This is a genomic window from Burkholderia sp. Bp9012, assembly GCF_003853825.1.
Classification (GTDB): domain Bacteria; phylum Pseudomonadota; class Gammaproteobacteria; order Burkholderiales; family Burkholderiaceae; genus Burkholderia; species Burkholderia diffusa.
In genome coordinates this window covers 151,525-176,238 of sequence record NZ_QTQA01000013.1, presented here as the reverse complement: position 1 = coordinate 176,238, position 24,714 = coordinate 151,525, and the positions used below count along the sequence as shown (strand labels likewise).

The 24,714-nt window shown below is 68.5% G+C and carries 20 protein-coding genes; 4 read left to right on the top strand and 16 right to left on the bottom strand.

Annotated features, from left to right (window positions below; translation table 11 throughout):
• Nucleotides 1-57 precede the first annotated feature (57 nt).
• The gene (locus DIE11_RS19575) at nucleotides 58-1,725 is read right to left on the bottom strand and encodes a Na+/H+ antiporter (RefSeq protein WP_124626435.1); all 1,668 of its coding nucleotides are present in this window, start codon (nucleotides 1,723-1,725) and stop codon (nucleotides 58-60) included.
• Nucleotides 1,726-2,016: 291 nt separating this feature from the next.
• Here DIE11_RS19575 and DIE11_RS19570 point away from each other — a divergent pair, with 291 nt between their 5' ends.
• Together DIE11_RS19570 and DIE11_RS19565 are read left to right on the top strand one after the other, a co-directional pair.
• Nucleotides 2,017-3,303, top strand: a complete 1,287-nt coding sequence (locus tag DIE11_RS19570) for an EAL domain-containing protein (protein WP_124626433.1) — start codon at nucleotides 2,017-2,019, stop codon at nucleotides 3,301-3,303.
• Nucleotides 3,304-3,379: 76 nt separating this feature from the next.
• Nucleotides 3,380-4,105, top strand: a complete 726-nt coding sequence (locus tag DIE11_RS19565; RefSeq protein ID WP_124626431.1) for a copper homeostasis protein CutC — start codon at nucleotides 3,380-3,382, stop codon at nucleotides 4,103-4,105.
• Between the two features lie 96 nt (nucleotides 4,106-4,201).
• On the opposite strand, the gene bioB is transcribed toward DIE11_RS19565, so the two are convergent.
• The 9 genes from bioB to aceK form a co-directional block, all read right to left on the bottom strand.
• A complete protein-coding gene (bioB, locus tag DIE11_RS19560) occupies nucleotides 4,202-5,221 on the bottom strand; it encodes a biotin synthase BioB (protein WP_059600004.1) in 1,020 nt (339 codons plus the stop codon).
• Between the two features lie 36 nt (nucleotides 5,222-5,257).
• Nucleotides 5,258-5,977, bottom strand: a complete 720-nt coding sequence (gene bioD / locus DIE11_RS19555; protein WP_124626429.1) for a dethiobiotin synthase — start codon at nucleotides 5,975-5,977, stop codon at nucleotides 5,258-5,260.
• On the bottom strand, nucleotides 5,974-7,206 hold the full coding sequence (gene bioF / locus DIE11_RS19550) for an 8-amino-7-oxononanoate synthase (RefSeq protein WP_124626427.1): 1,233 nt from the start codon (nucleotides 7,204-7,206) through the stop codon (nucleotides 5,974-5,976). The genes bioD and bioF overlap by 4 nt, the downstream gene beginning before the upstream one ends.
• A 23-nt stretch (nucleotides 7,207-7,229) precedes the next feature.
• Complete coding sequence (gene bioA, locus DIE11_RS19545) at nucleotides 7,230-8,576, bottom strand: adenosylmethionine--8-amino-7-oxononanoate transaminase (RefSeq protein ID WP_124626424.1); 1,347 nt, start codon at nucleotides 8,574-8,576, stop codon at nucleotides 7,230-7,232.
• 549 nt (nucleotides 8,577-9,125) lie between these two features.
• On the bottom strand, nucleotides 9,126-10,379 hold the full coding sequence (locus DIE11_RS19540) for a dienelactone hydrolase family protein (RefSeq protein WP_124626423.1): 1,254 nt from the start codon (nucleotides 10,377-10,379) through the stop codon (nucleotides 9,126-9,128).
• 107 nt (nucleotides 10,380-10,486) lie between these two features.
• Nucleotides 10,487-10,924 (bottom strand): YchJ family protein, encoded by a 438-nt coding sequence (locus tag DIE11_RS19535; protein ID WP_059691402.1) that lies wholly within the window; start codon nucleotides 10,922-10,924, stop codon nucleotides 10,487-10,489.
• A 39-nt stretch (nucleotides 10,925-10,963) separates the two neighbouring features.
• Nucleotides 10,964-11,641, bottom strand: coding sequence for an SDR family oxidoreductase (locus DIE11_RS19530; protein WP_059600010.1), 678 nt, complete (start codon nucleotides 11,639-11,641; stop codon nucleotides 10,964-10,966).
• Between the two features lie 134 nt (nucleotides 11,642-11,775).
• On the bottom strand, nucleotides 11,776-12,543 hold the full coding sequence (gene can / locus DIE11_RS19525; protein WP_124626421.1) for a carbonate dehydratase: 768 nt from the start codon (nucleotides 12,541-12,543) through the stop codon (nucleotides 11,776-11,778).
• 67 nt (nucleotides 12,544-12,610) lie between these two features.
• Complete coding sequence (gene aceK, locus DIE11_RS19520; RefSeq protein WP_059600011.1) at nucleotides 12,611-14,440, bottom strand: bifunctional isocitrate dehydrogenase kinase/phosphatase; 1,830 nt, start codon at nucleotides 14,438-14,440, stop codon at nucleotides 12,611-12,613.
• Nucleotides 14,441-14,766: 326 nt separating this feature from the next.
• Between aceK and DIE11_RS19510 the strand changes: the two genes are divergently transcribed.
• Nucleotides 14,767-15,846 carry an MBL fold metallo-hydrolase gene (locus DIE11_RS19510; RefSeq protein WP_124626419.1) on the top strand — a complete coding sequence of 360 codons (1,080 nt, stop codon included), beginning with the start codon at nucleotides 14,767-14,769 and terminating at the stop codon, nucleotides 15,844-15,846.
• A 16-nt stretch (nucleotides 15,847-15,862) separates the two neighbouring features.
• Here the strand turns inward: DIE11_RS19510 and DIE11_RS19505 are convergent, their stop codons facing one another.
• The 6 genes from DIE11_RS19505 to argS all read right to left on the bottom strand — a co-directional run bounded on the left by DIE11_RS19505 (nucleotide 15,863) and on the right by argS (nucleotide 24,132).
• Nucleotides 15,863-17,503 (bottom strand): ABC-F family ATP-binding cassette domain-containing protein, encoded by a 1,641-nt coding sequence (locus DIE11_RS19505; RefSeq protein WP_124626417.1) that lies wholly within the window; start codon nucleotides 17,501-17,503, stop codon nucleotides 15,863-15,865.
• Between the two features lie 190 nt (nucleotides 17,504-17,693).
• Nucleotides 17,694-19,289: an ABC transporter substrate-binding protein gene (locus DIE11_RS19500; protein WP_124626415.1), complete on the bottom strand. Its 1,596-nt coding sequence runs from the start codon at nucleotides 19,287-19,289 to the stop codon at nucleotides 17,694-17,696.
• 568 nt (nucleotides 19,290-19,857) lie between these two features.
• Nucleotides 19,858-20,631 (bottom strand): SDR family oxidoreductase, encoded by a 774-nt coding sequence (locus DIE11_RS19490; RefSeq protein ID WP_044846187.1) that lies wholly within the window; start codon nucleotides 20,629-20,631, stop codon nucleotides 19,858-19,860.
• A gap of 19 nt (nucleotides 20,632-20,650) precedes the next feature.
• Nucleotides 20,651-21,292, bottom strand: a complete 642-nt coding sequence (locus tag DIE11_RS19485) for a thiol:disulfide interchange protein DsbA/DsbL (RefSeq protein ID WP_059523964.1) — start codon at nucleotides 21,290-21,292, stop codon at nucleotides 20,651-20,653.
• Nucleotides 21,293-21,361: 69 nt separating this feature from the next.
• A complete protein-coding gene (locus tag DIE11_RS19480) occupies nucleotides 21,362-22,261 on the bottom strand; it encodes an SPOR domain-containing protein (protein ID WP_124626413.1) in 900 nt (299 codons plus the stop codon).
• Between the two features lie 89 nt (nucleotides 22,262-22,350).
• Nucleotides 22,351-24,132 (bottom strand): arginine--tRNA ligase, encoded by a 1,782-nt coding sequence (gene argS, locus DIE11_RS19475; RefSeq protein WP_124626411.1) that lies wholly within the window; start codon nucleotides 24,130-24,132, stop codon nucleotides 22,351-22,353.
• A gap of 201 nt (nucleotides 24,133-24,333) precedes the next feature.
• Between argS and DIE11_RS19470 the strand changes: the two genes are divergently transcribed.
• Complete coding sequence (locus DIE11_RS19470; RefSeq protein WP_044846191.1) at nucleotides 24,334-24,657, top strand: DUF1840 domain-containing protein; 324 nt, start codon at nucleotides 24,334-24,336, stop codon at nucleotides 24,655-24,657.
• Nucleotides 24,658-24,714: the final 57 nt, after the last annotated feature.

Sequence of the window (24,714 nt, the reverse complement as noted above, 5' to 3'; positions counted from 1 at the left end):
GACGCTTCGGCGTCGCCGTTTTTTATGGGCGATTGCTTACGCGCATCGACCAGCCCGTCAGAGAATGCCTTTCTTGCGCGTCGACAGCGCCGTTTCCGACAGATCGATCTCGCGGATGAGCTTCGTCAGCGTCTCGTCGGAAATCTTGCTTTCGCTGCGCAGCCGGTACAACACCGAACGTTCCGCGCGCACCGCCGCGATCCGCATCTGCAGTTCCATCGTTTCGGTCTGCTTGGCTTCCGCGCGCGGCGTCGGGCCATCCTCGGCGAGCGCGGCGAGGCGGCGGCGATACTGGTCCATCACGCGCGCGGAGATGTCCGCGCAGCGCGCGGCGCCCGATTCGTCGAGATCGGCCGAGATTGCGTCGTGCGACGAGTCGATCGCGCGAATCGCGGCCTGCGCGGCGGCCGCGCGCGCGGTGCGCTCCTCGTCGGCGAGCGGGTTGCGCGTCGAGCGCACGCCGCGCAGCAGCAACGGCAAGCCGATCACCGCCACGACCAGCGAACCGAGGATCACGGCCGACGCGACGAAGATCGCGGTGTCGCGCCCGGGCAGCGGCGCGCCGTCGGCGAGCGCGACGGGAATCGACAGCACGCCCGCGAGCGTGACCGCGCCGCGCACGCCGCCGACCGTCATCACCGCGATCGTGCGCACGCCGGCCATCGTGCCCGCGAGGCCGTGGCGCGCGGCGCGGCGGCTCGCGATCCAGCGCAGCAGCCAGACCCACAGGAAGCGGATCGCGTACAGCGCGAGCATCATCGCGCATACGTTGAAGATCATCCGGCCGACGAGCGCGTCGCTCGTGTGATGCGCGTCGACGAGCGCGCGGCCGATGATGTGCGGCAGCTGCAGCCCGAGCATGATGAACACCATGCCGTTGAACACGAACTCGATCATCGCCCACGTGCTTTCGGCCCGCACGCGCGACGCGACCGTGCTTTTGCGGGAGAAGCTCGTGTAGTTCATCATCATCCCGGCCGACACGGCCGCGAGCACGCCCGACAGCTCGAGGTGCTCGGCGAACAGATAGGCGGCGAACGGCACGAGCAGCGTCATCACGATGCCGGGGGCCGGGTCGCCTTCCTGCTCGGCGTTCAGGAAGCGCGTCGACAGCGCGCTGAACACCCACGACACGACCGCGCCCGTCGCGAGCCCGCCGGCGGCGACGATCACGAACGAGATCGACGCATCGCGCAGCGAGAACACGCCGGTGAGCGCAGCCGCGACCGCGAATTTCAGCGCGACCAGGCCCGACGCGTCGTTCATCAGCGCCTCGCCTTCGAGGATGTGCATCAGCTGCGGCGGAATCCGCCCCTTGCCGGCGATGCCTGACAGCGCGACCGCGTCGGTGGGCGACAGCACGGCCGCGAGCGCGAACGCGATCGGCAGCGGCAACTCGGGTATCAGCCAGTGCGCGAAGTACCCGACTGCGAGTACCGTCATGAACACGAGCCCGAATGCGAGCATCAGGATCGCGCGGCGCTGCAGGTACAGCTCGCGTTTCGGAATCCGCCAGCCGTCCGCGAACAGCAGCGGCGGAATGAACAGCAGCATGAAGATTTCGGGATCGAACGTGACGTGCAGGTTCAGCTTCGGCCACGCGAGCATCGCGCCGAACGCGATCTGCATCAGCGGCAGCGGCAATTGGAGCGGCAGGATGCGCGTGACCGCGCCGGACAGCGCGACGGTCAGCAGCAGGATCAGGACTGTGAAGACGATTTCCATCGATACGGCGAGTGTGGAGAATGAAACGACCGTACGGAGTTTAGCGTGACGGCATGACGGGTGCGTTCGAGCGCGCCGGTGCGGGTGCACGCAAACGGTGCATCCGGCCTGCGCCACGCTGGTGCGGCGGCGCCGCACGTAGGCGTGGCGCGTGGTTCAAGGCCTTGCACGGAGCTTGCTTGATGCTTGCGTACCGTCCGGCATCGGCCGGACAACCGAGGATTCCACCATGACATTGCGCGCGCCGTTTCAAGCACTCGCCGCGTTCGGCTGCAACACCAGGAGGGCGCCATGACGATCGTGCAACAGGAGCGTCCGGCCACTGCTTCGCCGTATCGTTTCGAGCGGGAGATGAGCTCCGGCCTCGAACGCCTCGCGACGCAGCATCGCGACCTGACGCTCACGACCGTGTTCCAGCCGATCTTCAGCCTGTCGCACCAGCGTGCGGTGGGCTACGAGGCGCTATTGCGCGCCCATGACGCACTCGACCGGGCGGTGTCGCCGCTCGACGTGTTCGGCGAGGCCGCGCGCCAGGGCGAACTGCTGCAGCTCGACCGGCTCGCGCAGGCGCTGCATCTCGAGAACTTCGCGCTGCTCGGCGCCGAGCGCGAATGGCTGTTCCTCAACGTGCATCCCGGCGTGCTCACCGACCCGTTCCAGGCGGCCGCGCTGCTCGCGAACCTGAAGCGGGTCGGCATGCCGCCGCGCCGCGTCGTGCTCGAAGTGCTCGAACAGCGCGCGGAGGACATCGAGCGGCTCGCCGAAGCCGTGCGCGAATTCCGCGCGCAAGGCTTCCTGATCGCGCTCGACGATTTCGGCGCCGGCCACTCGAACCTCGAGCGGATCTGGCAGTTGAACCCCGACATCGTGAAACTCGACCGGATCATGCTGTCGCACGCGGCGCACCGCACGGGGCTCACCGCGATCCTGCACGGGCTCGTCACGCTGCTGCACGAGGCCGGCAAGCTCGTGCTCGTCGAGGGGATCGAGACCGAGCACGACGCGCAGATCGCGCTGTCGTGCGAGGCGGATTTCGTGCAGGGCTATTACTTCGGCCGCCCGGCGCCCGGGCTGCCCGACAGCGCGACGGCGACCGGCTGCATCGGCGAGCTGACCGAGCGCTTTCGGCAACAAACCGAAGCGCGCGAGCGGCGCGATACGCAGCGGCTCGCGCCGTACCTGCGCGCGTTCGAGCGTGCGGCCGAGCGGGTGGCGGCCGGCGAGCCGCTCGACGAGGTGTGCTGGAACTTCCTCGCCCTCGACGCCGCCGCGCGCTGCTTCCTGCTCGACGCGCGGGGCCGCCAGGCGGGCCGCAACGTCGTGCTGCGCGCGGACCGCGCGCTCGCCGAGGCGCGTTTCTCGCCGTTGTCCGACGCGCAGGGTGCGAACTGGCTGCGCAGGCCGTATTTCCGCACGGCGATCGCCGAGCCCGGACGCGTGCAGGTCACGCGCCCGTACCTGTCGATCAACGAGGCGCAGCCATGCGTGACGCTGTCGGTGGCCGTGCGCATCGGCGATGCGCAGCACGTGCTGTGCGGCGATATCGACTGGATCGACGATGAAGCGGACGGCGCATAGCCACGGCGTCGTGCTGGCGCGGTTCGCGCCGCTCGGCTAGGATGCGCGAATTGTCCTGACGATTCGCGAGCCGCCGATGAGCCGAACCGCCGCTTCCTCCGTCCTCCTCGAAGTGATCGCCACCACCGTCGGCGACGCGAAGGCCGCCGCCCGCGCGGGCGCCGACCGCCTCGAACTCGTGACCGCCATCAGCGAAGGCGGGCTGACGCCGAGCATCGGCCTGATCGAGGCCGTCGTGGCCGCCGTGGCGATTCCGGTGAACGTGATCGTGCGGCCGCACAGCCGATCGTTCGTCTACGACACCGACGACCTGCGCGTGATCGAGCGCGATGTGCGTGCGGCTGTCGCGGCCGGTGCGAACGGTGTCGTGTTCGGCGCGCTCGATGCGCGCGGCGACGTCGATCTCGATGCGCTCGAGCGCGTCGCGGCAGCCGTGGACGGACGCGACCTGACGTTTCATCGTGCATTCGACGTGTCGCGCGACCTCAACGCAGCGTTCGACGCGCTGCTGCGCGTGCCGGCCGTCACGTCGGTGCTGACCTCGGGCGGCCATCCGTCGGTGCTGGACGCGGTCGCGACGATCACGCGGCTGGTGCGGCAGGCGGCGGGTTCGACCTGCACGGTGCTGGCCGGCTCGGGGCTCACGATCGACGCCGTGGGTGATTTCATCCGCGCCACCGGCGTGCGCGCGGTGCATTTCGGCTCGGGCGTGCGGCCGCGCGGCGAGGTGCTGGCGCCCGTCGACGAACAGCGCGTCGAGCGCGTGCGCGCGGCGCTCGACGGCGCGGCGGCGCATGTGTGACGGGCGGTGCTGCAAGCCGCGCGCTGACGAGCGGGTGAAAAAAAGCCGGGGCATGCCCCGGCTTTTTCGTCTGCAAGCCAGACGCGCCGCAGTCGCTTACGCGTTCTCCGCCAGCGCGTCGGCCTGGCTTGCGCGGATGCCGAGGCGCTCGAACAGCGCGCGGTCGCGCTGCGTCTGCGGATTGCTCGTGGTCAGCAGCTGGTCGCCGTAGAACATCGAGTTCGCGCCCGCGAGGAAGCACATCGCCTGCATCGCGTCGTCGAGCTGCTCGCGGCCGGCCGACAGGCGCACGACGGCCTTGGGCATCGTGATGCGCGCAACCGCGATCGTGCGCACGAATTCGAACGGGTCGAGCGGCGCGGTGCCTTCGAGCGGCGTGCCTTCGATCGCGACGAGGTTGTTGATCGGCACCGACTCCGGATACGGGTTCAGATTCGCGAGCTGCGAAATCAGGCCCGCGCGTTCGCGGCGCGATTCGCCCATCCCGATGATGCCGCCGCAGCACACGTTGATGCCTGCATCGCGCACGCGGTCGAGCGTGTCGAGACGGTCCTGGTACGTGCGCGTCGAGATCACCTGGCCGTAGAACTCCGGCGACGTGTCGAGGTTGTGGTTGTAGTAGTCGAGGCCCGCGTCGGCGAGTTGCTGCGCCTGCTCGTCCTCGAGCATGCCGAGCGTCATGCAGGTTTCGAGGCCCAGCTCCTTCACGCCGCGCACCATCTCGGTCAGCGCCGGCATGTGGCGCTCCTTGGGGTTGCGCCATGCGGCGCCCATGCAGAAGCGGCTCGCGCCGTTCGCCTTCGCCGCGCGCGCGGCCTCGAGCACCGTGTCGACGTCCATCAGCTTCTCGGCCTTCAGGCCCGTTTCGTGATGCGACGACTGCGAGCAATAGCCGCAATCCTCCTCGCAGCCGCCCGTCTTGATCGACAGCAGCGTCGACAGTTGCACCGCGTTCGCGTCGAAGTGCTCGCGATGCACCTGCTGCGCGCGGAACATCAGGTCGTTGAACGGCAGCTCGAACAGCGCGACGACGTCGGCGACGCGCCAGCGCTGCGATGCCGGGGCGGCCACGGGGATCGCGTCGGGTTGCACGGCGGCGGTCTGGGCTTGGGTCATGGTGGTTTTCCTGTCGTGGATGCGGGGATCGGGAGATCAGTGCCGCGCGTGGCGCAGCGTGTCGATGAGCGTGGCGATGTCGAGCATCGCCGCCGCGGATTCGGGGGCGGCCGGGCGCAGGTGCGCGATGCGGCCGAGGAGCGGCGCGCGATGCTCGCGCGCGAGCCAGTCGCGGATCGTCGCGACGTTCTCGTCGGTGTACGACATGGCCGGGTCGACGTGGTTCGCCACCCAGCCGGCGAGCGTGAGACCGCGCTGGCGAATCGCGTCGGCCGTCAGCAGCGCGTGGCTGATGCAGCCGAGCCGCACGCCGACGACCAGCACGACGGGCAGGGCGAGCGCAACCGCGAGATCGGCCGTGTCCTGCGTGTCGTTCAGCGGCACGCGGAAGCCGCCGACGCCTTCGACGACGACGACGTCCGCGCGCGTCAGCGCTTCGCGGTGGCTCGCGACGATCGTGTCGATGTCGAGCGTCACGCCTTCCTGCGCGGCGACGATGTGCGGTGCGGCCGGCGCTTTCAGCAGGAACGGCGTGCGCAGCTCGGGCGGCAGCACGACGTTCGCGGCCGCGTCGAGCTGGTCGGCGTCCTCGTTGCGCCAGACGCCGTCGCGTTCGTACGCGCCGGCGGCGACGGGCTTCAGCGCGGCCGCGCGCAGCCCGTGCCGCGCGAAGCCGTGCAGCATCGCGGCCGACACGAAGGTCTTGCCGATCTCGGTGTCGGTGCCGGTGACGAAGAGGGAAAGCGGGGCCGTCATGCTGCAGCCTCCTCGGGGGGCAGCGAACGCGCGTGAGCGTCGGGGTGGTCCGGTCCTTCGCTGGCTTCGATCAGCGCGGTTTCGAGCCGCGCGAGATCGTCGAACGAATGCGCGGCCGACAGCGAGATGCGCAGCCGCGACGTGCCGGCGGGCACCGTCGGCGGCCGGATCGCGGGCACCCACAGGCCGTGCGCGTCGAGCGAGCGCATCGCCGCGAGCGTCGCGTCGTTGCTGCCGATCACGAGCGGCTGCACGGCCGTGTGCGAGTCGACCGGCTGCCAGCGCGTCATGCGCAGCAGCGCGCGCGTGCGCTCGATCAGCGCTGCGAGGTGCGCGCGTCGCGCATCGCCTTCGTCGCCGGCGATGACCTTCAGGCTCGCCGAGACGGCATGCGCGACGGCCGGCGGCGCGGCCGTCGTGAAGATGTAGCTGCGCGCGCGCTGGATCATCCATTCGATCACGGTCTCGTGCGCGATGACGAATGCACCCGCGACGCCGGCGGCCTTGCCCAGCGTGCCGACGTACACAAGGTTCGGCGAGCGTAGCGCGGCGGCCGCGAGCGCGCCGCGGCCCTGCGGGCCGAGCACGCCGAAGCCGTGCGCGTCGTCGACGACGAGCCACGCGCCGTGGCGTTCGGCCAGCGCGACGAGTTCGGCGAGCGGCGCGATGTCGCCGTCCATGCTGAACACGGTGTCGCTGACGATCAGTTTCGTTTCGGCCTCCGACGCATCGAGCAGCGCGGCGAGCGCGGCCATGTCCGCATGCGGGTAGACCTGCACGGTCGCGCGCGACAGCCGGATCCCGTCGATCAGCGATGCGTGATTCAGCGCGTCCGAGAAGATCGTCGCGTGCTTGCCCGCAAGCGCCGTCATCGCGGCGAGGTTCGCCATGTAGCCGGTGCTGAAGTACAGCGCGCGCGGTGCATCGGAGAAGCCGCCCGCGAAGCCGGCGAGTTCGTCCTCGAGCGTCGCGTGCGCGCGCGAATGGCCGCCGAGCAGATGCGAGCCGCCGCTGCCGGAGCCGTAGCGCTGCGCGCCTTCGGCGAACGCGGCGACGAGCGCGGGATGCGCGGCGAGGCCGAGGTAATCGTTGCTCGCGAAGCCGACGATGTCGCGGCCGTCGACGCGCATGTGCGCGTCGCACGCGGTGTCGGCGGTGCGGCGCACGCGTCGCAGGCCCTGCGCATCGAGTTCGGCGAGGCCGCGCTGCAGCGTGTCGAGCAGGGGCATGGTCGTTTCCCGTGAGGATTGCTTCATCGCGCCACCTCCGCGAGCGTCACGTCGAGCGTGTCGCGCGTGCGTTGCGCGAGCCACGCGATGTCGTCGTCGCTCATCACGTACGGCGGCATCAGGTACACGGTCGTGCCGATCGGGCGCAGCAGCAGCTCGCGTTCCAGCGCGCGTTCGAAGAAGCGCCGCGAGAAGCCGCGTGCCGCGTCGCCGTCGAGCGCGACGTCGAAGGCGAACAGCGTGCCGCGCTCGCGCAGGTGACGCACCTGCGGGTGCGCGTCGAGCGGCGCGAGCGCCGCGCGCATCGCGGCCGACTTGCGCGCGTTGCTCGCGAGCACGTCGTCGCGCGCGAACAGGTCGAGCGTCGCGACCGCCGCGCGGCACGCGAGCGGGTTGCCGGTGTACGAATGCGAATGCAGGAAGCCGCGCGTCGTGTCGTCGTCGTAGAAGGCCGCGAACACGTCGTCGCGCGTCAGCACGAGCGACAGCGGCAGGTACCCGCCGCTGATGCCCTTCGACAGGCACAGGAAATCGGGCCACACGCCTGCCTGCTCGCATGCGAAGAAGGTGCCGGTGCGGCCGCAGCCGACCGCGATCTCGTCGGCGATCAGGTGCACGCCGAATTCGTCGCACAGCGCACGCAGCCCGCGCACGTACGACGGATCGTGCATAGCCATGCCGGCCGCGCATTGCACGAGCGGCTCGACGATCAACGCGGCGATCCGGTCGGCGCGTTCGGTGAACAGGCGCCGCACGTCGTCGAGCGCGCGGCCCGCGACGTCGGCGGCCGTCTCGCCCGGCTGCGCGCCGCGAGCGTCGGGCGACGCGACCACGTGCGCGTGGCGGATCAGCGGGTCGTACGCATCCTTGAACAGCGCGACGTCGGTCACGCCGAGCGCGCCGATGGTCTCGCCGTGATAGCTGTTTGCAACGCACACGAATTCGCGCTTGTCCGCGCGGCCGCGGTTGCGCCACGCATGGAAGCTCATCTTCAGCGCGATCTCGACCGCCGACGCGCCGTCCGACGCGAAGAACGCATGGCCGAGCGTGCGCGCGGTGAGCGCATGCAGCCGCTCGGCGAGCTCGATCGCCGGCTCGTGCGTGCAGCCGGCGAGCATCGCGTGCTCGAGCGTGTCGAGCTGGTCCTTCAGCGCCGCGTTGATGTCCGGGTTCGCATGGCCGAACAGGTTCACCCACCACGAGCTGATCGCGTCGAAGTAGCGGCGCCCGTCGCGGTCGTACAGCCACAGGCCCGCGCCGCGCGCGACGGGAATGAGCGGCATGCGCTCGTGGTGCTTCATCTGGGTGCAGGGATGCCAGACCGCGCGCAGGCTGCGCGCGACCCAGTCGTCGGTGGCTGGCGTACTCAAGGCAACTCCGGGGGTAAAACGGCGGCGGGCATCGAACGGGATGCCGCGCGGCGACAGACGGAAAACGCGGTGAGATTAGCGTGTTCCGCCGCACGTTGCACTACCGGTTACAAACACCGCAAAGCCTTGCCGGACGGGAGTTCGGCGCAGATACGGGGTGCTCGGGACGGTACGCGCCAGATGCCCAGAAATGACCGCAGATGACGACGTTCGAGTGACACCCCCCGACAGAAAAAATCGCGGCGCAGGCGGTTGCCGACGGGCGAAAAATCGGGGCGCGAATAAAAAGGGGCGGAAGCGCGATGCGATGTGCGTGGTCGTAGGCGAATGGCGTGCGGACTCGGGCGCGACCGCGGTTCAGGAAAGGCCGGAAAGCGACCCCGGAGGGCGTGGCGGGCGGGGCGCTCTTCGGCGGCTCATGCGGCCACGTGAACGGGCGTGGGAACGGGCGTGCGAACGCCGCCACGGGCCGCGCGAGCGTTCACGAAACGGAGAAGGGAGAAGGGCAGACGCAGGCCGCGCCCGCCCCGGAGCGCCGCGGCTCGCGCGTCAGCGCGAAGCGAGTGCGCGCGAGTTGGCGTTGCCGTCGTCGGCCGTCTGCGTCGCGTTCGCGTTCCACACGACGCGGTCGTTGACCGCATACAGCCGGCATGCGCCCGCACCCTGCTTCGAGCAGTTGTCGAGCGCGAGCGCCATCGGATCGTCGCCGCCTTCGGCCCACGACCACGCGCCTTCTGCGGACACCGCGAAGGCACGGCTCGGATGCTGGTTCAGGAAGCGGCGATAGCCTTCGCGGCCGGCCTCGTCGAGGAACGGCACCGCGTCGATCGCATCGATCGACGCATAGCCGGTCGCCTTCGGTTCGTGCGGGTTGGCGACCGCGTAGCGCACCGAGGTCGGCAGGTTCAGTTCCGCGAGGAACGCATTGACGGCCGGCCACCACACGGGCACGCCGTCGCGATCGACGATCAGCCGGTGCGCGTCGTCCTTGTAGCGGCCGAAATCGATGAACTGCGCCTGCGTGCCGTGCGACACGTACGCGTCGTGCATCCGCGCGACGAGCGCGGGGGTCCACACCGAATCGTTGTCGCCGTACAGCCACAGCGAACGTACGGCCGTATGCGCGCCGTACTGGTCGAACGCATCGACGAGATTGCGCTGCCAGCCGTCGCAAAGATCCTGGCGCAGCCCGCCGGAGAAGTTGATGATGCCCCGCACGCCGGGCGCCGCTTCGGTGCCGTACGCGACCGACACGAGGCCGCCGTGCGACGTGCCCGCGACGACGATGCGCGACGCATCGATGTACGACTGACGCGACATGTAGCGGACCGTCGCGTCGACGTCGGCGGCCTGCGTGAGCCCGTTCTTGCCGACGTTGCAGCCTTCCTGCTGGTACGAGCCGCCCGACCCGGCGAAGCCCTGGCGGTTCGGCGCGATCACCGCATAGCCGCGGCGCACGAATTCGCGCGCGAACGCGAGCGGCCGGCTGCGCGGCTGCTGATGGAGGTCACCGGTGTTCTTGCCGTGGTTGAAGACGACGAGCGGGAAGGGGCCGGGGCCGTTCGGCTTGAACAGCGTGGCCTCGAGCATCACGGAACCCGAGGCATCGGCCGGAATGCTGACGATTTGTTCGTTGAGGTTCGCGGCGACTTGCGGGAGGCCCGAATCGCCGTAATCGAAGCGCTCGGCGTGGGCGAGCGAGCCGCTTGCCGTGGCCGCGCCGACGTTCGGCAGCGCACCGGCCTGAGCGGCCGACAGCGCACAGGCCGCCATCCATCCCACCAATACCTTGCTGAACGCCATTCGTAAGCCCTGCCATGCAACATGACCAATCTGAGGGCCATCCTAGCCCGACAAATTCAGGTTGTGCAATGCGGGAATTACCCGGCGTCTGACACAGCAACTATTTGTCAGCGTTCACTTACTTCACCGTCGACATAGCGCCAGAACCCGTGCTCGTCGCGGGTGAACCGGCTCGTCTCGTGGAGCCGGTAAGCACGCCCGCCGACCTTGTAGCGGGCCACGAATTCGACCTCCGCGTGCCGTTCGTCGAGCGGCGCATGGCGCTTGATCGCGAGGCCGAGCCAGCGCGGCGCGTCGGGCGCATCCGGGTCCGCATCGAGATCGGCCGGGCAGGTGCGCGCGTCCCAGGTCGCGCGCAGGTAGTCGGTCGCGCCGAGCACGTACGCGCTGTACCGCGAGCGCATCAACTCGAGCGCGGTCGGCGCGGCTTCGCCGCCGTCGATGAAGCGGCCGCAGCAGGCCGCATAGCGCGGCGCCGGGGCTTTGCCGGCAGGCGCGGGGGACGCGCCGCCGCACGGGCACGCGTCAGGTCGGTTCAAAATCATGCGAATCGTGAATTAACGACGCCGGGTTGTGATGTCGGCTCACCAGCTGAGCTCGACGCCGTCGTACTGGAAGAAACGGCCGTTGGACCGCGACACGTCCGCGCCGGCTTCCGCGATCACGCGGCGCATGCCGGTCACGCTGGTTTCCGGATCGATCGCGGCCTGCGCGCCGCCCATGTCGGTGCGCACCCAGCCGGGATGGAGCGAAATGCATGCGGCGTGGCGCGTCTGCAGCGACGCGATGCGCAGCACGTCGTTCAACGCGGCCTTGCTCGCGCGGTACAGCCAGCCGGTCGTGCCGGTCGCCTCGGCGATGCTGCCCATCCGGCTCGAGACGACGGCGAGCACGCCGCGCGCGTCCTCGACGAGCGGCAGCAGGATCGGCAGCAACTGCATCGGCCCGCGCACGTTCGTATGCATCACCGCGTCGAAATCCTCGGCGCCGATCGTTTCGACGCCTTCGGTGCGCGGCCCGTATACGCCCGACACGAGCACCGCGGCGTCGAGCCGTTCGCCGTCGAGCTTCCAGCCGAGCGCCGCGATCTGTTCGGGCCGCGCGATGTCGAGCGCGTGCGCGTGCGCGCCGAGTTCGCGCAGCGCGGCGAGCGACGCGTCGTCGCGCGCGGTCGCAATCACGTTCCAGCCGTCGCGCCGGTATTGCCGGACGAATTCGCGTCCGAGGCCGCGCGATGCGCCGACGATCAATACGGTTTTCATGTTCGCCGCTCCTTCTCAGTGCACCGCCGTCGCGGCAGTGTCGGTGTCAGATCAGTGCGATGCCCGTCGCGGCCAGGCGCGTGATGCGTCTTCGGCCGGGTGCCGCGCGGCGCGTGCGCGCCGCGCGGCGGACGTTACTTCGCGTCGCCGCAGGGCTTCAGCGTGTCGGCGACCGCCTGCGCGACGTCGTCGAGCCGCGCGGCATCCGCCGCGACCATGTCGTTGTCGGGCGCGTGCTGGCCACGCGCGGTCAGCGCCGCGACGCAGCGCTTGTAGGTCGCATCGAGCGCGTCGAAGTTCGACACGGACATCCCGAGGTTGCGCATCCGCCCGTCGTGCACGCCATACACGAGCCCGTGCACGGTGAGCGACTGGCCGCGCGCCCACGCGTCGTTGACGATCGTCGTGCGGCACACGTTGACGACCTGCTCGATCGAGTTCAGCTCGATCAGGCGGCGATAGCGCGCCTCGCCGACCGGCCATTCGTCGAGCAGCGCCGCGTGGCGCTCGCGCACGTCCTGCACGTGATGCAGCCAGTTGTCGGCGAGGCCGACGCGGCGGTTGTGGAGCGCCGCGTTTACGCCCGAGCAGCCGTAGTGGCCGACGACCATGATGTGCTTTACGCGCAGGATGTCGACCGCGAACTGGATGACCGACAGGCAGTTCAGGTCGCTATGGACGACGACGTTCGCGATGTTGCGGTGCACGAACACTTCGCCCGGCGGCAGGCCGATGATCTGGTTCGCGGGCACGCGCGAATCCGAGCAGCCGATCCACAGATATTCCGGCGCCTGCTGGTCGGCGAGACGCGCGAAGAAGTCGGGATCTTCGGCGAGCTGGCGCTTGACCCAGGCATCGTTGTTGTCGAACAGATGTGAAAGCGGATTGTCTTGGGTATTCATCGGTGTGGATTCCGTTGGCGGAAAGCGGGTCGATAACGGGTTCGATTCGATCGGATCCGGTCGCGCGTCAGGCGGCGCGCTGCGCGTCGCCTGCATCGTCACCGGCGTCATCGGCGCCCGGCGTCGCGTCGAAGCGCGCGGGGTAGCGCACGCTGAAGCGCAGCGACGCGTCGTACGGGAAAAAATCGGGCAACTCGCCCTGCAGCAGCTTGTCCTTGCTGGACTGCCACAGCGCAGGGTCGAAAAAGTCCGCGTGATGCTTCATGAAGACCGTCCGCACGCGCGGGTCGCCGAGCAGGAACGGTCCGTAGGTTTCCGGAAAGATGTCGTGCGGGCCGACGGTATACCACGGCTCGCCGGACAGTTCGTCTTCCTCGTTGCGCGGCGGCGGCACGCGCCGCACGTTGCAGTCGGTCAGGTACTCGATCTCGTCGTAGTCGTAGAACACGACGCGGCCGTGGCGCGTGACGCCGAAGTTCTTGTACAGCATGTCGCCCGGGAAGATGTTGGCCTTCATCAGCTCTTTCACCGCGTTGCCGTATTCCTTCACGCCGTGTTCGATGTCCGCGTCGGTGCCGTTCTGCAGGTACAGGTTGAGCGGCGTCATCCGGCGCTCGATGTACAGGTGCTTGATCACGAGATTGTCGTCCTCGTATTCGAGCAGCGACGGCACTTCCTTCTCCAGCTCGCGCACGAGCGCATGGTCGAGCCGCGACAGCGGCAGCGCGACGCTCGAATACTCGAGCGTGTCGGCCATCCGCCCGAGACGGTCGTGGCGCTTCACGAGCTGGTACTTCTCCATGATCTGCGCGCGCGTCGTTTCCTTCGGCGGCGGGAAGTGATCCTTGATGATCTTGAACACGTACGGGAACGACGGCAGCGTGAACACGAGCATCACGAGGCCCTTGATGCCGGGCGCGATGATGAAGCGGTCGCTCGAATGCGACAGATGGTGCAGCAGGTCGCGGTAGAACAGGTTCTTGCCCTGCTTCTGCAAGCCGACCGACGTGTAGATCTCGGCCTTCGGCTTGCCCGGCATGATCGTGCAGAGGAAGTCCACGTACGCGGACGGCACGCCCATGTCGACGAGGAAATACGAATGCGAGAAGCTGAAGATGATCTGCAGCTGCTCGCGGCGCAGCAGCACGGTGTCGAGCGCGAGCAGGCCCGGGCGCACGTGGCGGATCGGCACCGCGAACGGCAGCACGCGATCGGCGTTGATGATGCGGCCGACGATGTACGCGCTCTTGTTGCGGAAGAAGAGCGACGACAGCACGTGGATCTGGAAATTCGGCGCGGCGTCGAACTCGCCGAATTCGTCGGTGATCGACTGCATCACGCAGCCGATGTCGCGCGTGAGATCCTCGAACGGCGGCTCGAGCTGGAAGTTCGTGACGATGCGCTCGAGCGTGGCCGCGAGCCCGTCGGTGCCCGGGTAGTACGCGCGATAGGTCGGCTTCGCGGCCGGCTCGTCGTTCTCGAGGTATTCGGTCGAGATCGCGGGCCGCACGAAGATGAAATCGTTGCTGAAATACGAGCGGTGCAGGATCTTGCAGCACACCGAATTGAAGAACGTCTCCGCGCACTCGGGCTGGCGGTGCGACGTGAGCAGGCCGATGTAGTGCAGCTTGATCTGCTGCCACACCTCGTCGTCGATGTTCTCCGCGTCGTATTCGTCCTCCAGCACCTCGACGCATTCCTGCACGCGATCGTCGTACGACGTGATCCGCTCGCGCGCCAGCCGCTGCAGGCCGTGCCAGTCGGTGCGCTCGTATAGCGTCTTCGCCTCGACGGCGGCTTCCCGGAAGATCCGGTAGTGGCGGTCGAAGTATTCGAGCATCGTCTGTGCGACGTCGAAACCGATCTGCGACGACAGCAGTTTGGGGAAGTGATTCATCGCGTGCAGGCTCGTTCGAGAGGGACTGTAAGCACTCGCCATTTTAGCGCCCAAGTCGGCGTTTCATTGACTTTCGGGGCCGGCGCCCAAGCGCCGTCAATGCGCGGGTTGTGCGCCGTTACATGCCGTTCGGTGCATCTTCGCGTAAAGATACGGGTACGGAATTGATTCTGGCACGAACTTTTTTTGCCCGTCCGGCGCCGGCGCGGGCGCGCGTTTCGCGCGAGGGCGATAGAATCGACGCGATCCCCGCGCGGCCTGCAGCCCGCGCGCGCCTGCCCCGCATTCGCACTTGCCTGCCCTGATAACGACGAGACGCCCCACCGATGAACGCACTGGAACACCAACTCGACTATCCCTTCGCCGACACGCTGCCCGCCGCGGGCGACACGTTCGAGGTCGCGCCCGGCGTGCGCTGGCTGCGCATGCCGCTGCCGTTTTCGCTGGATCACATCAACCTCTGGCTGCTGCGCGACGAGATCGACGGACAGGCCGGCTGGACGATCGTCGACTGCGGGATCTCGTCGGACGCGATCCGTACGCACTGGGAACAGATTTTCGACACGCATCTCGACGGGCTGCCGGTGCTGCGCGTGCTCGTCACGCATTGCCATCCCGATCACTTCGGCCTCGCGAACTGGCTCTGCGAAGGCGGCGACAAGGGCCGCTGGAACGTGCGGCTGTGGATGACGCTCGGCGAATACATGTTCGGCTGCCTGATGGCGGCCGGCAACGGTTCGAACGCTGGCGGCGCGGCCGCGGCCGATCATTTCGCGCGCCACGGCCTGACCGACCCGGTCGCGCTCGAGAAGCTGCGCAGCCGCCGCAGCTACTACTCGGACCTCGTGCCGGCCGTGCCGCCGCGCTACCGGCGCCTGCGCGAAGGCGACGCGGTGAAGATCGGCGCGCGCACGTGGCGCGTCGTCACCGGCTACGGTCATTCGCCTGAACATTGCGCGCTCCACAGTGAAGCGGACGGCGTGCTGATTTCCGGCGACATGGTGCTGCCGCGCATCTCGACCAACGTGTCCGTGTTCGATCTCGAACCGGAAGCGAACCCGCTCGCGCTGTACCTGGAATCGCTCGGCCGCTACGAGACGATGGCGCCCGACACGCTCGTGCTGCCGTCGCACGGCAAGCCGTTTCGCGGCGTGCGCACGCGCATCGCGCAACTGCGCGCGCACCACGACGCGCGGCTCGACGAAGTGCGCGTCGCCTGCGCGGAGACGCCGGCGAGCGCGGCCGACATCGTGCCGATCATGTTCCGCCGCCGCGAGCTCGACATCCACCAGATGACGTTCGCGCTCGGCGAGGCGCTCGCCCACCTGAACCTGCTGTGGCTCGCGGGCGAACTCGTGCGCGAGCAGGGTGACGACGGCGTGCTGCGTTTCCGTACCGCGCGCTGAGCGCGCATCGTCACCGTCACGCGACGGGTTCGTAACGCCACCCGTCGCGCTGCCATTGCATCGTGTGCGTCGGTGCGAGCGCCGCGAGAAACGCGGCGTCGTGCGACGCGACCACGATCGCGCCGGGGAAGCCGGCCAGCGCGGCTTCGATCGCGCGCACCGATTCCAGATCGAGGTGATTGGTCGGCTCGTCGAGCAGCAACAGCTGCGCGGGCGTGCCGCGCCACAGCGCGCATGCGAGCGCGGCCTTCAGCCGTTCGCCGCCGCTCAGGCGGTGCACCGGCTGCGTCGCGCGCGTGGCATCGAGCTGCAGCAGCGCGAGCCGGCTGCGCAGTTCGCCTTCGGTGAGCGGTGTATCGAGGAATCCCAACTGCTCGACGATCGAGCGTTCAGGATCGAGCAGCGCGAGCCGCTGGTCCAGATACGCAGCGCTCACGTGCGTCGTGCACGTACCGGCGCGCGGAGCGAGTTCGCCGGCGAGCATGCGCAGCAGCGTCGATTTTCCGCAGCCGTTCGGGCCCGTCAGCGCGATGCGCACGGGGCCGCTGGCCGACCAGGTGATCGCGTCCGTGCGGCCCGCGGTGCGCCACGGCAATTGCGCGCGCTCGAACGCGAACAGATGGCGGCGCGCGCTCACCTCGGTGCCCGGCAGCGATACGAGCACCGGCGCGTCGGCTTCGACGCGCGCGGCTGCTTCCTGCACGCGCGCATCGAGCGTCGCCTTGAATTCGCTCTGGTGACGGCGGACCGTCCCCATGATGCTGCGTGCCGCTCCCTTGCGGCTCTGTTTTGCCATCGACGACAGGTTGGCCGTCTTCGCATCGCGCAGTGAGCCGGCCGCATGACGCTGGATCGTGTCGTGTTCCTGTTCGAGCCGACGCCGCGCGCGTCCGCGCTCGGTGCGCGCATGCTCGAGCGCGGCCTGCGTGGCATCGTGCTCCGCGTCGCGCTGCGCGCGGTACAGCGCGTAGTTGCCGCCATACGTGCGCACGCCGTGCGGCGTCAGTTCGACGATGCGCTGCACGTGCGCGAGCAACGCGCGGTCATGGCTGACGACGACGACTCCGCCGCGCCAGCCGTCGAGCGCCGCGCGCAGCCACGCACGGCCCGGCGCATCGAGGTGGTTGGTCGGTTCGTCGAGCACCAGCAGCCCGGCTTCCGACAGCAGGGCGCCGATCAGCGCGACGCGCGCGAGCTGGCCACCGCTCAGCGCGTGCGCCGGTGTGTCGGCGCGCACGTCGTGCAGGCCGGCTGCGTCGAGCGCCGCGCGCAGCCGCTCGGCGAGGTCCCAGCGATCGCCGATCAGGTCGAAGTCGTGCGCGTGCGTGCGGCCGTCCGCGAGGCGCGCCAGGGCTGCGAGCGGCGCATCCAGCGCGGCGATTTGCGCGACGGTCCGCGTGCCGGCCGGCGCGTCGTCGTGCTGCTGCGCGACGTAGACGACCGGCGTCTGCCGGTCGATCGTGCCCGCGCTCGGCGCGCGCCGGCCCGCGATCAGTTGCGCGAGCAGGCTCTTGCCGGCGCCGTTGCGGCCGACGATGCCCGTCGGCGTGCGATCGATGGACAGGTCGAGCGAGTCGAACAGCGTGACGCCGTCGTCGAAGCGGAAGGAAACGTGATGAAGCGCGACGAGCGCGCCGGTCGGCGTGGCAGCAGCCATAAGCACCTCCGAAAATGCGTGAAACCCTTCGCGCGGCGTGCGTGGCACGGCGGCGAAAACATTTTTGGGAAGGCTTAGTTGTTCACTTCGGCTGGCGTCCGGTATGAGGAATGAGCGCGCAGTGTAGCAAGCGCGGCGCGCGCGCCGCAAGCGACGGGCGAGCATGCCGTCGCTTGCGTGCCACGGGCGGTTACTGCACCGTGACCGCAGCGAAGTTCTGGCGGCCGAACGGGCTGACGCGATAGCCGCTCACGTTCGCGCGCGTGAGCGCGGCCGCGGTCGGGTAGCCGAGCGGAATCCACAGCGCCTGGTCGTGGATGATCTTCTGCGCGGATTCGTACAGCTTCGCGCGCTTGGCCTGATCGGCGGTCGACTTGCCGTCGGCGATCAGCTTGTCGAGCTGCGCGTCGCAAAAGCGTGCGAAGTTGATGCCCGACTTCACCGCGTTGCAACTGAACAGCGGCGACAGGTAGTTGTCCGGATCGCCGTTGTCGCCGGCCCAGCCCATGAACAGCATGTCATGCTGGCCGAGCTTCGCCTGCTTGATCAGCTCGCCCCATTCGATCACCTTGACTTCGGCCTTCACACCGATCTTCGCGAGGTCGGCCTGCAGCAGTTCCGCGCCGGCCTTCGGGTTCGGGTTCAGCACGCTGCCCGTCGGGCGCGTCCAGATCGTCGTCGAAAAGCCGTTCGGGAAACCGGCCTGCGCGAGCAGCTGCTTCGCCTTCGCGGGATCGTACGCATACGGCGCGATGTCCTTCGCGTAGCTCCACGTGTTCGGCGGATACGGGTTGTTCGCGGCCGTCGCGGTGTTGTCGAACACCACCTTCAGATAGGTCGCGCGATCGAACGCGAGGTTCAGCGCCTCGCGCACCTTGTCGTTGTCGAGCGGCTTCTTCTGCGTGTTCAGCGCGACGAACGCGGTCATGAACGCGGGCGTCTGCACGACCTTCAGCGCGCTTTCGCCCTTCGCCGCGAGCACGTCCTGCGGCTTCGGCGACAGCGCGATCTGGCATTCGCCGGCCTTCACCTTCTGCATGCGCACCGACGCGTCGGGCGTGATCGCGTAGATCAGCCGGTCGACCTTCGGCTTCGTGCCCCAGTAGGCCGGGTTCACGTCGTAGCGGATCAGCGCATCCTTCGTGTAGCTCTTGAGCACGAACGGGCCGGTGCCGACCGGCTTCGCATTCAGGTCGGCCTGCTTGCCGGCCTTCAGCAGCTGGTCCGCGTATTCGGCCGAGTAGATCGACGCGAAGCCCATCGTCAGGATCGGCACGAACGTCGCATTCGGCTCGTTCAGCACGAACTTCACCGTGCTGTCGTCGACCTTCGTGACCGACTTCACGAGTTTCACGAGGCCCATCGACTGCGCGTGCGGGAAGCCGCTCGCGCCGGCCACCTTGTGCCACGGATTCGTATCGTCGAGCATCCGCGAGAACGTGAACACGACGTCGTCCGCATTGAGCGTGCGGCCCGGCTTGAAGTAGTCGGTGGTCTGGAACGCGACGTTGGGGCGCAGGTGGAACGTGTACGTCAGGCCGTCGGCGCTCGCTTCCCATTTGTCGGCGAGCGCGGGTACGACCTTCTTCGCGGCTTCGTCGTACGACACGAGCGTGTTGAAGATCACGTCGGCCGATGCGTTGGTCGTGACGAGCGAGTTGTACTGCACGACGTCGAAGCCGTCCGGGCTCGACTCCGTGCAGACGGTGAGCGGCTTGGCGGCGGCGAGGCCGGGGGCGGTGAGGGCGGCGGCGAGCGTGGCCGCGGCGAACAGCTTGACCTGCATAGGATCTCCCACGTGACTTGTGATTTTTTGCCGGGTGTCGGAATGCGGGCGCGGCCCGGAAGCGGGCAGGGCCGGCGCGGCTGGCGGATAGCATACCGTCAAAGCGTGCCGCGCGTGAAAAAAGGCGCCGGAACGCGGTGAGTTGAGCGAAAAACGGCTGCGTTGGCGACGGAATGCGTGTTGGGGCGGCGCAGCGGCGGGGGAGGCAAGGCAGGTGCGGCGGCGAACGGCGGGCGGGCGAGACTGTTGTGGGGAGGCCGCGAATCGAAGCGGGTCGGCGCGAATCTGTTGGAGCGACGGAGGCGAGGGAAGCGGAGGAAGCGGAGGAAGCGGAGGAAGCGGAGGAAGCGGAGGAAGCGGAGGGGGCGGAAGAAGCGGAAGAAGCGGAAGAAGCGGAAGAAGCGGAAGAAGCGGAAGAAGCGGAGGAAGCTCGGTACCGGCGTGCGACGCGTGGTACGGCCGACAGGAGGAAGCGGCGCGCGCTGCGTTGGCACCGAACCGTGGCGCTGCGCCGGTCCGGCATGAACGGCGCGCCAGACGCGCCGGACGCCCGATGCCCCCGATGCGCTCAGTGCGCGCCGGCCTTCGGCTTGCGCGGCGCCTTTTCGAACAGACGGTCGTAGAGCCAGCGCGGCAGCACGTGCAGCACCTTCGCGACGACGCCCATCTGCCATGGAATCACGCGGAACGCGTGCTGCCGAGCGATCGCGCGTGCGGCGCGGGCCGCGAAGCGGTCGGCGTCCATCAGGAACGGCATCCGGTACGGGTTGTGCGCGGTCATCGGCGTGCGGATGTAGCCGGGCGCGATCGTCACGACGCCGACGCCGGCCGGGCGCAGCTCGACGCGCAGCGCCTCGAGATACTTGATCGCGGCCGATTTGGACGCGCTGTACGCGCCGGAACCGGGCAGGCCGCGCACGCCGGCGACGCTCGCGACGCCCACCAGCGTGCCGTGGCGCGCGGCCGTCATCGGGCCGACGAACGGCTCGAACGTCGCGACCATCCCGTAGTAATTGATGTCCATGACGTTGCGGAACGTGGCGAGATCGCCTTGTCCGGTGACGGCGCCCTGGCTGATGCCCGCGTTCGCGATCACGACGTCGGGGCAGCCGTGCGCGGCGATGAACGACGCGGCGGCCGTGGCGAGCGCATCGGCGTCGCGCACGTCGGCGGAATAGACGGAGACGGACAGCTTGGGAAAGCGTCGCGCGAACGCATCGAGGGCATCGGTGCGGCGCGCGACGAGTGCGAGCGTGGCGCCCTGGCGGGCGTATTCCTCGGCCATCGCGAGGCCGAGGCCGCTCGACGCGCCGGTGATGAAGACCTTCAGCGGAGTAGTCATGCCGGCGCGCGGGCGGGGATCAGAGTTTCTTGTCCTGAACCTGCTTCACGAGGTAATCGAGCACCTGCGCGGTGCCCGGGATGCTGTTCGTGTAAGCCGGGCCCGTCTTGTACTTGCCCTGGACGATGACCGTCGGCACGCCGTCGATCGCGTAGTTCTTCAGCAGCTCGGCCGACTGCTTCACCTGGCCCTGCACGCTGAACGAGTTGTACGCGTCCATGAACTGCTTCTTGTCGACGCCTTGCGTCGCCAGGAAGTCGGCTTGCGCCTGCGGCGTGAGCAGGTAGTTCTTCTGCTTGTGGATCGCGTTGAAGATCGCCGGCGTGACCTTCTCCGAGATGCCGAGCGCCGACACCGCGTAGAACAGCTTCGAGTGCGGGACGAAATCGTCGCGGAAGGCGACCGGCACGCGCTTGAAGTCGATGTTGTTGCCCTGCTTCTTCACCCAGGCCTCGATCGTCGGCTCGAATTCGTAGCAGTGCGGGCAGCCGTACCAGAAGAACTCGATGACCTCGACCTTGCCGGCCGGCGCGGACACCGGCTGCGGCGACTTCATCACCTCGAAGTCCTTGCCGGACACCGGTGCGGCAGGCGTTGCCTGGGCGAAGCCTGCAGCGGCGAGGCCCAGGGACAGAAGGAGCGTGCTAAGCAGTTTTTTCATGTTGTAGACGTCGAATCAGTTGCTCGGGTTACGAAACGTAACGGGTTCTGCGTGGGCGCGGCCGGTTGCTTACTGCTTCGTGAAACGGATCACCGCCGTGTCGACACCTGCATCGGACAGGCGCTGACGGGCCGAGTTCATATCCTCGAATTTCGAGAACGGGCCGACGCGCACGCGGAAATAGGTCACGCCGCTGACATCGCGCTTCGACACCTTCGACTCGAAGCCCTGGAAGCCCAGGCGCGCGCGCTGCTGCTCGGCGTCGCCTTCCGTCTTGTACGCGCCGACCTGCAGGAAGTAGCCGGTGTTCGCGTCGTTCGCGGTCGGCGGCTTCGCTGGCGCGGCGGCCGTGGCCGACGAGGTCGGCTTCGGCGTGTTCGCGGCCAGTTGCTGTTGCTGCTGCTTTTGCGCGGCGGCTTGCTGCGCCTGCTTCTGCGCGGCGAAGCGCGCGAGATCGTCCTCGCCGCCTTGCTGCTGTTGTGGGTGTTGCTGCGCCTGCTGCGTCTTCTTCGGCGGCGGCGTGTTGTCGGCCGGCTTCGGCGCGACGGCGACGCCGTTGCCCGAAGACGCATTGTTCGACGCGGTGGTGTTGCTCGAGCCGGTCGTGCCGTTCGTGTCGCCCGACGGCGGCACTTCGACGATCTGCGGCTCGGGCAGCAGGCCGCCCTGGGTCTGGTTCGCGGCCTGGCCGGGTGCGGTATTGGGCGGCGCGGACTGCGCGGCCTGCGGCACCGGCTGGCCGGGCGTCTTGCCCTGCAGCGCGCGGTTCGGGTCGAACTGCTGCGGCTGGCTCGCGCCGTTGTCGGCGGGCGGCGGCGCGACCTTCGACACGAACGGCGACGGCGAACGCGTGATGTAGAGCGCCACCACCACCGCGATCGCGAGGCCGACGATCAGGCCCAGCACGATTCCAAGAAATGTCCCTCCGGCTTGTTTCGATTGCTTCGAAGTTCGGCGTGGTTGTGCCATTGCTTGAGTCACCTGCAAAAAGAATCGTGAAAAGGTCGCGGCGGGCGCTGCCGCGGCCATTCGCTGCCCGGTTCGGGCCGCTTGCATCGTTACATCTTGGCGGGCGCAGACACGCCGAGTACCGCCAGACCATTCTCGAGCACCTGCCGGGTCGCGGCGAGGAGCGCGGCGCGCGCGTTGCGCGGCGCTTCGTCGTCGACCAGCACGCGCTCCGCATTGTAGAACGAGTGGAATTCACCAGCGAGATCGCGCAGGTAGAACGCGACCGCGTGCGGCGCCAGTTCGTTCGCCGCGTGCGTGAGCATGTCCGGATACTCGGCGAGCTTCTGCATCAGCGACACGGCCTGCGGGCTCGTGAGCTGCGACAGGTCGGCGCCCGGCAGCTGCGCCGCCTCGACGCTGTAGCGCGACTTCAGTTCGTTGAGCACCGAGCAGATCCGCGCATGCGCGTACTGGACGTAATAGACCGGGTTCTCGTCGTTCTGTTTCAGCGCGAGGTCGATGTCGAACACGAATTCGGTGTCGGCCTTGCGGGAGATCAGGAAGAAACGGACCGCGTCGCGACCGCGCGTGATGGTCGCCTCGTCGATCAGGTCGGGTGCCGCTTCCTGGCCCGGCGCTGCGCCGCCTGACCATTCGATCAGGTCACGGACCGTCACGTAGCTGCCCGCGCGCTTCGACAGCTTCACTTCCTGGCCGTCGCGCATCACGGTGACCATCTTGTGCAGCACGTAGTCGGGGTAGCCCTTCGGGATGCCGACATGCAGGCCTTGCAGGCCCGCGCGCACGCGCGCGATCGTGCCGTGGTGGTCGGAGCCCTGGATGTTGATCACCTTCGTGAAGCCGCGCTCCCATTTCGTCACGTGGTACGCGACGTCCGGCACGAAGTACGTGTACGTGCCGTCCGACTTGCGCATCACGCGGTCCTTGTCGTCGCCTTCGTCGGTCGTGCGCAGCCACAGCGCGCCGTCCTGCTCGTAGGTCATGCCGGCCTTGACCAGCGCGTCGACCGTCTTCTCGACCCGGCCTTCGCTGTACAGCGACGACTCGAGGTAGTACTGGTCGAATTTCACGCCGAACGCCTGCAGGTCCATGTCCTGCTCGTGACGCAGGTACGCGACCGCGAACTTGCGGATCGCGTCGAGATCGTCGATGTCGCCGGCGCCGGTGACCGGCTCGCCGTCCTTCGCGGCCACCGTCTCGCGGTTCAGGTAGTCGCGTGCGATGTCGGCGATGTATTCGCCGTTGTACGCGGCTTCCGGCCAGCCCGCGTCGCCCGGCTTCAGGCCGCGCGCGCGCGCCTGCGTCGAGATCGCGAGGTTGCCGATCTGCACGCCGGCGTCGTTGTAGTAGAACTCGCGGTGCACCGCGTAGCCCTGGCTCGCGATCACGTTCGCGAGCACGTCGCCGAGCGCTGCCTGGCGGCCGTGGCCGACGTGCAGCGGGCCGGTCGGGTTGGCCGACACGAACTCGAGCAGCACCTGCTTGCCCTTTTCGCGATCCGACGTGCCGAACGCGCGGCCCTGGTCGAACACGGCGGCGATCACCGCCTGTTTCGCGGCGGCCGTCAGGCGCAGGTTGATGAAGCCGGGGCCGGCGATTTCGGCTGCGTCGACGAGCCCTTGCGCGGCCGGCTGGGCCGTGAGGGCGGCGACGATCTTCTCGGCGAGCTGGCGCGGGTTCGTGCCGAGCGGCTTGGCGAGCTGCATGGCGACGTTGCACGCGACGTCGCCGTGCGCGGCGACCTTCGGGCGCTCCAGCGTGATGGCCGGGGTGACGAATGCCGCGTCGGCGCCTTTCAGCGCGTGTGCGACCTGCGTGACGCTATCCGCGAGCAGGGCTTCGAGGGTCTGTTTGTGTGCTGGCAGCATGCTGGTAGAAGGCTTCGTTGGTGGCGGCCGGAAACGCCGGCCGGCCGGCGCGCTTTTTAAGCGCGCGTTTCAGGGATCGCAGAATTTTAACAGGTGCTAATATGCCGCTCAGGCGCCCCGCGTCCGCGAGGCCGGACGCCGGTCTGCCGGCGTCCCCCCAACTGCGCCGCGCAGGCACAACAAGATGAAAAGGGAATTGTCATGATTACGTTCAAGAGCAAGGCGGCACAGGATCTCGACGTGCTGAAGGATTTCGCCGTGTACGTGCTGGGCCTCGTCGGCAAGCAGCTGGGCGAACGCGGTGTCATTACGCACGACGAACTGGACCACGCGATTGCGAAGCTGGAAGGCGCGGTCGCGCAGGCGAAGCAGGAGCGCGCCGAGCACGCCGGCCATTTCCACGAGGACGAAGACGACCACGCGCACCACGAAGTGCCGCCGAGCCTGGCGCAGCGCGTGGCACCGTTCCTCACGATGCTGCGCGAAGCGAAGGCCGGCCAGGCCGACGTGCACTGGGGCTTCTGAGCCTCGTTGCCCGGCGACGCCGGCCGCAAGATGGGTCCGGCAAGAAAAAGCCCGCTC

Coding starts and splice junctions, on each gene's coding strand:
- DIE11_RS19575 (WP_124626435.1), bottom strand. CDS start 1,725: ATGGAAATCGTCTTCACAGTCCTGATCCTGCTGCTGACCGTCGCGCTG.
- DIE11_RS19570 (WP_124626433.1), top strand. CDS start 2,017: ATGACGATCGTGCAACAGGAGCGTCCGGCCACTGCTTCGCCGTATCGT.
- DIE11_RS19565 (WP_124626431.1), top strand. CDS start 3,380: ATGAGCCGAACCGCCGCTTCCTCCGTCCTCCTCGAAGTGATCGCCACC.
- bioB (WP_059600004.1), bottom strand. CDS start 5,221: ATGACCCAAGCCCAGACCGCCGCCGTGCAACCCGACGCGATCCCCGTG.
- bioD (WP_124626429.1), bottom strand. CDS start 5,977: ATGACGGCCCCGCTTTCCCTCTTCGTCACCGGCACCGACACCGAGATC.
- bioF (WP_124626427.1), bottom strand. CDS start 7,206: ATGCCCCTGCTCGACACGCTGCAGCGCGGCCTCGCCGAACTCGATGCG.
- DIE11_RS19540 (WP_124626423.1), bottom strand. CDS start 10,379: ATGGCGTTCAGCAAGGTATTGGTGGGATGGATGGCGGCCTGTGCGCTG.
- DIE11_RS19535 (WP_059691402.1), bottom strand. CDS start 10,924: ATGATTTTGAACCGACCTGACGCGTGCCCGTGCGGCGGCGCGTCCCCC.
- DIE11_RS19530 (WP_059600010.1), bottom strand. CDS start 11,641: ATGAAAACCGTATTGATCGTCGGCGCATCGCGCGGCCTCGGACGCGAA.
- can (WP_124626421.1), bottom strand. CDS start 12,543: ATGAATACCCAAGACAATCCGCTTTCACATCTGTTCGACAACAACGAT.
- aceK (WP_059600011.1), bottom strand. CDS start 14,440: ATGAATCACTTCCCCAAACTGCTGTCGTCGCAGATCGGTTTCGACGTC.
- DIE11_RS19510 (WP_124626419.1), top strand. CDS start 14,767: ATGAACGCACTGGAACACCAACTCGACTATCCCTTCGCCGACACGCTG.
- DIE11_RS19505 (WP_124626417.1), bottom strand. CDS start 17,503: ATGGCTGCTGCCACGCCGACCGGCGCGCTCGTCGCGCTTCATCACGTT.
- DIE11_RS19500 (WP_124626415.1), bottom strand. CDS start 19,289: ATGCAGGTCAAGCTGTTCGCCGCGGCCACGCTCGCCGCCGCCCTCACC.
- DIE11_RS19490 (WP_044846187.1), bottom strand. CDS start 20,631: ATGACTACTCCGCTGAAGGTCTTCATCACCGGCGCGTCGAGCGGCCTC.
- DIE11_RS19485 (WP_059523964.1), bottom strand. CDS start 21,292: ATGAAAAAACTGCTTAGCACGCTCCTTCTGTCCCTGGGCCTCGCCGCT.
- DIE11_RS19480 (WP_124626413.1), bottom strand. CDS start 22,261: ATGGCACAACCACGCCGAACTTCGAAGCAATCGAAACAAGCCGGAGGG.
- argS (WP_124626411.1), bottom strand. CDS start 24,132: ATGCTGCCAGCACACAAACAGACCCTCGAAGCCCTGCTCGCGGATAGC.
- DIE11_RS19470 (WP_044846191.1), top strand. CDS start 24,334: ATGATTACGTTCAAGAGCAAGGCGGCACAGGATCTCGACGTGCTGAAG.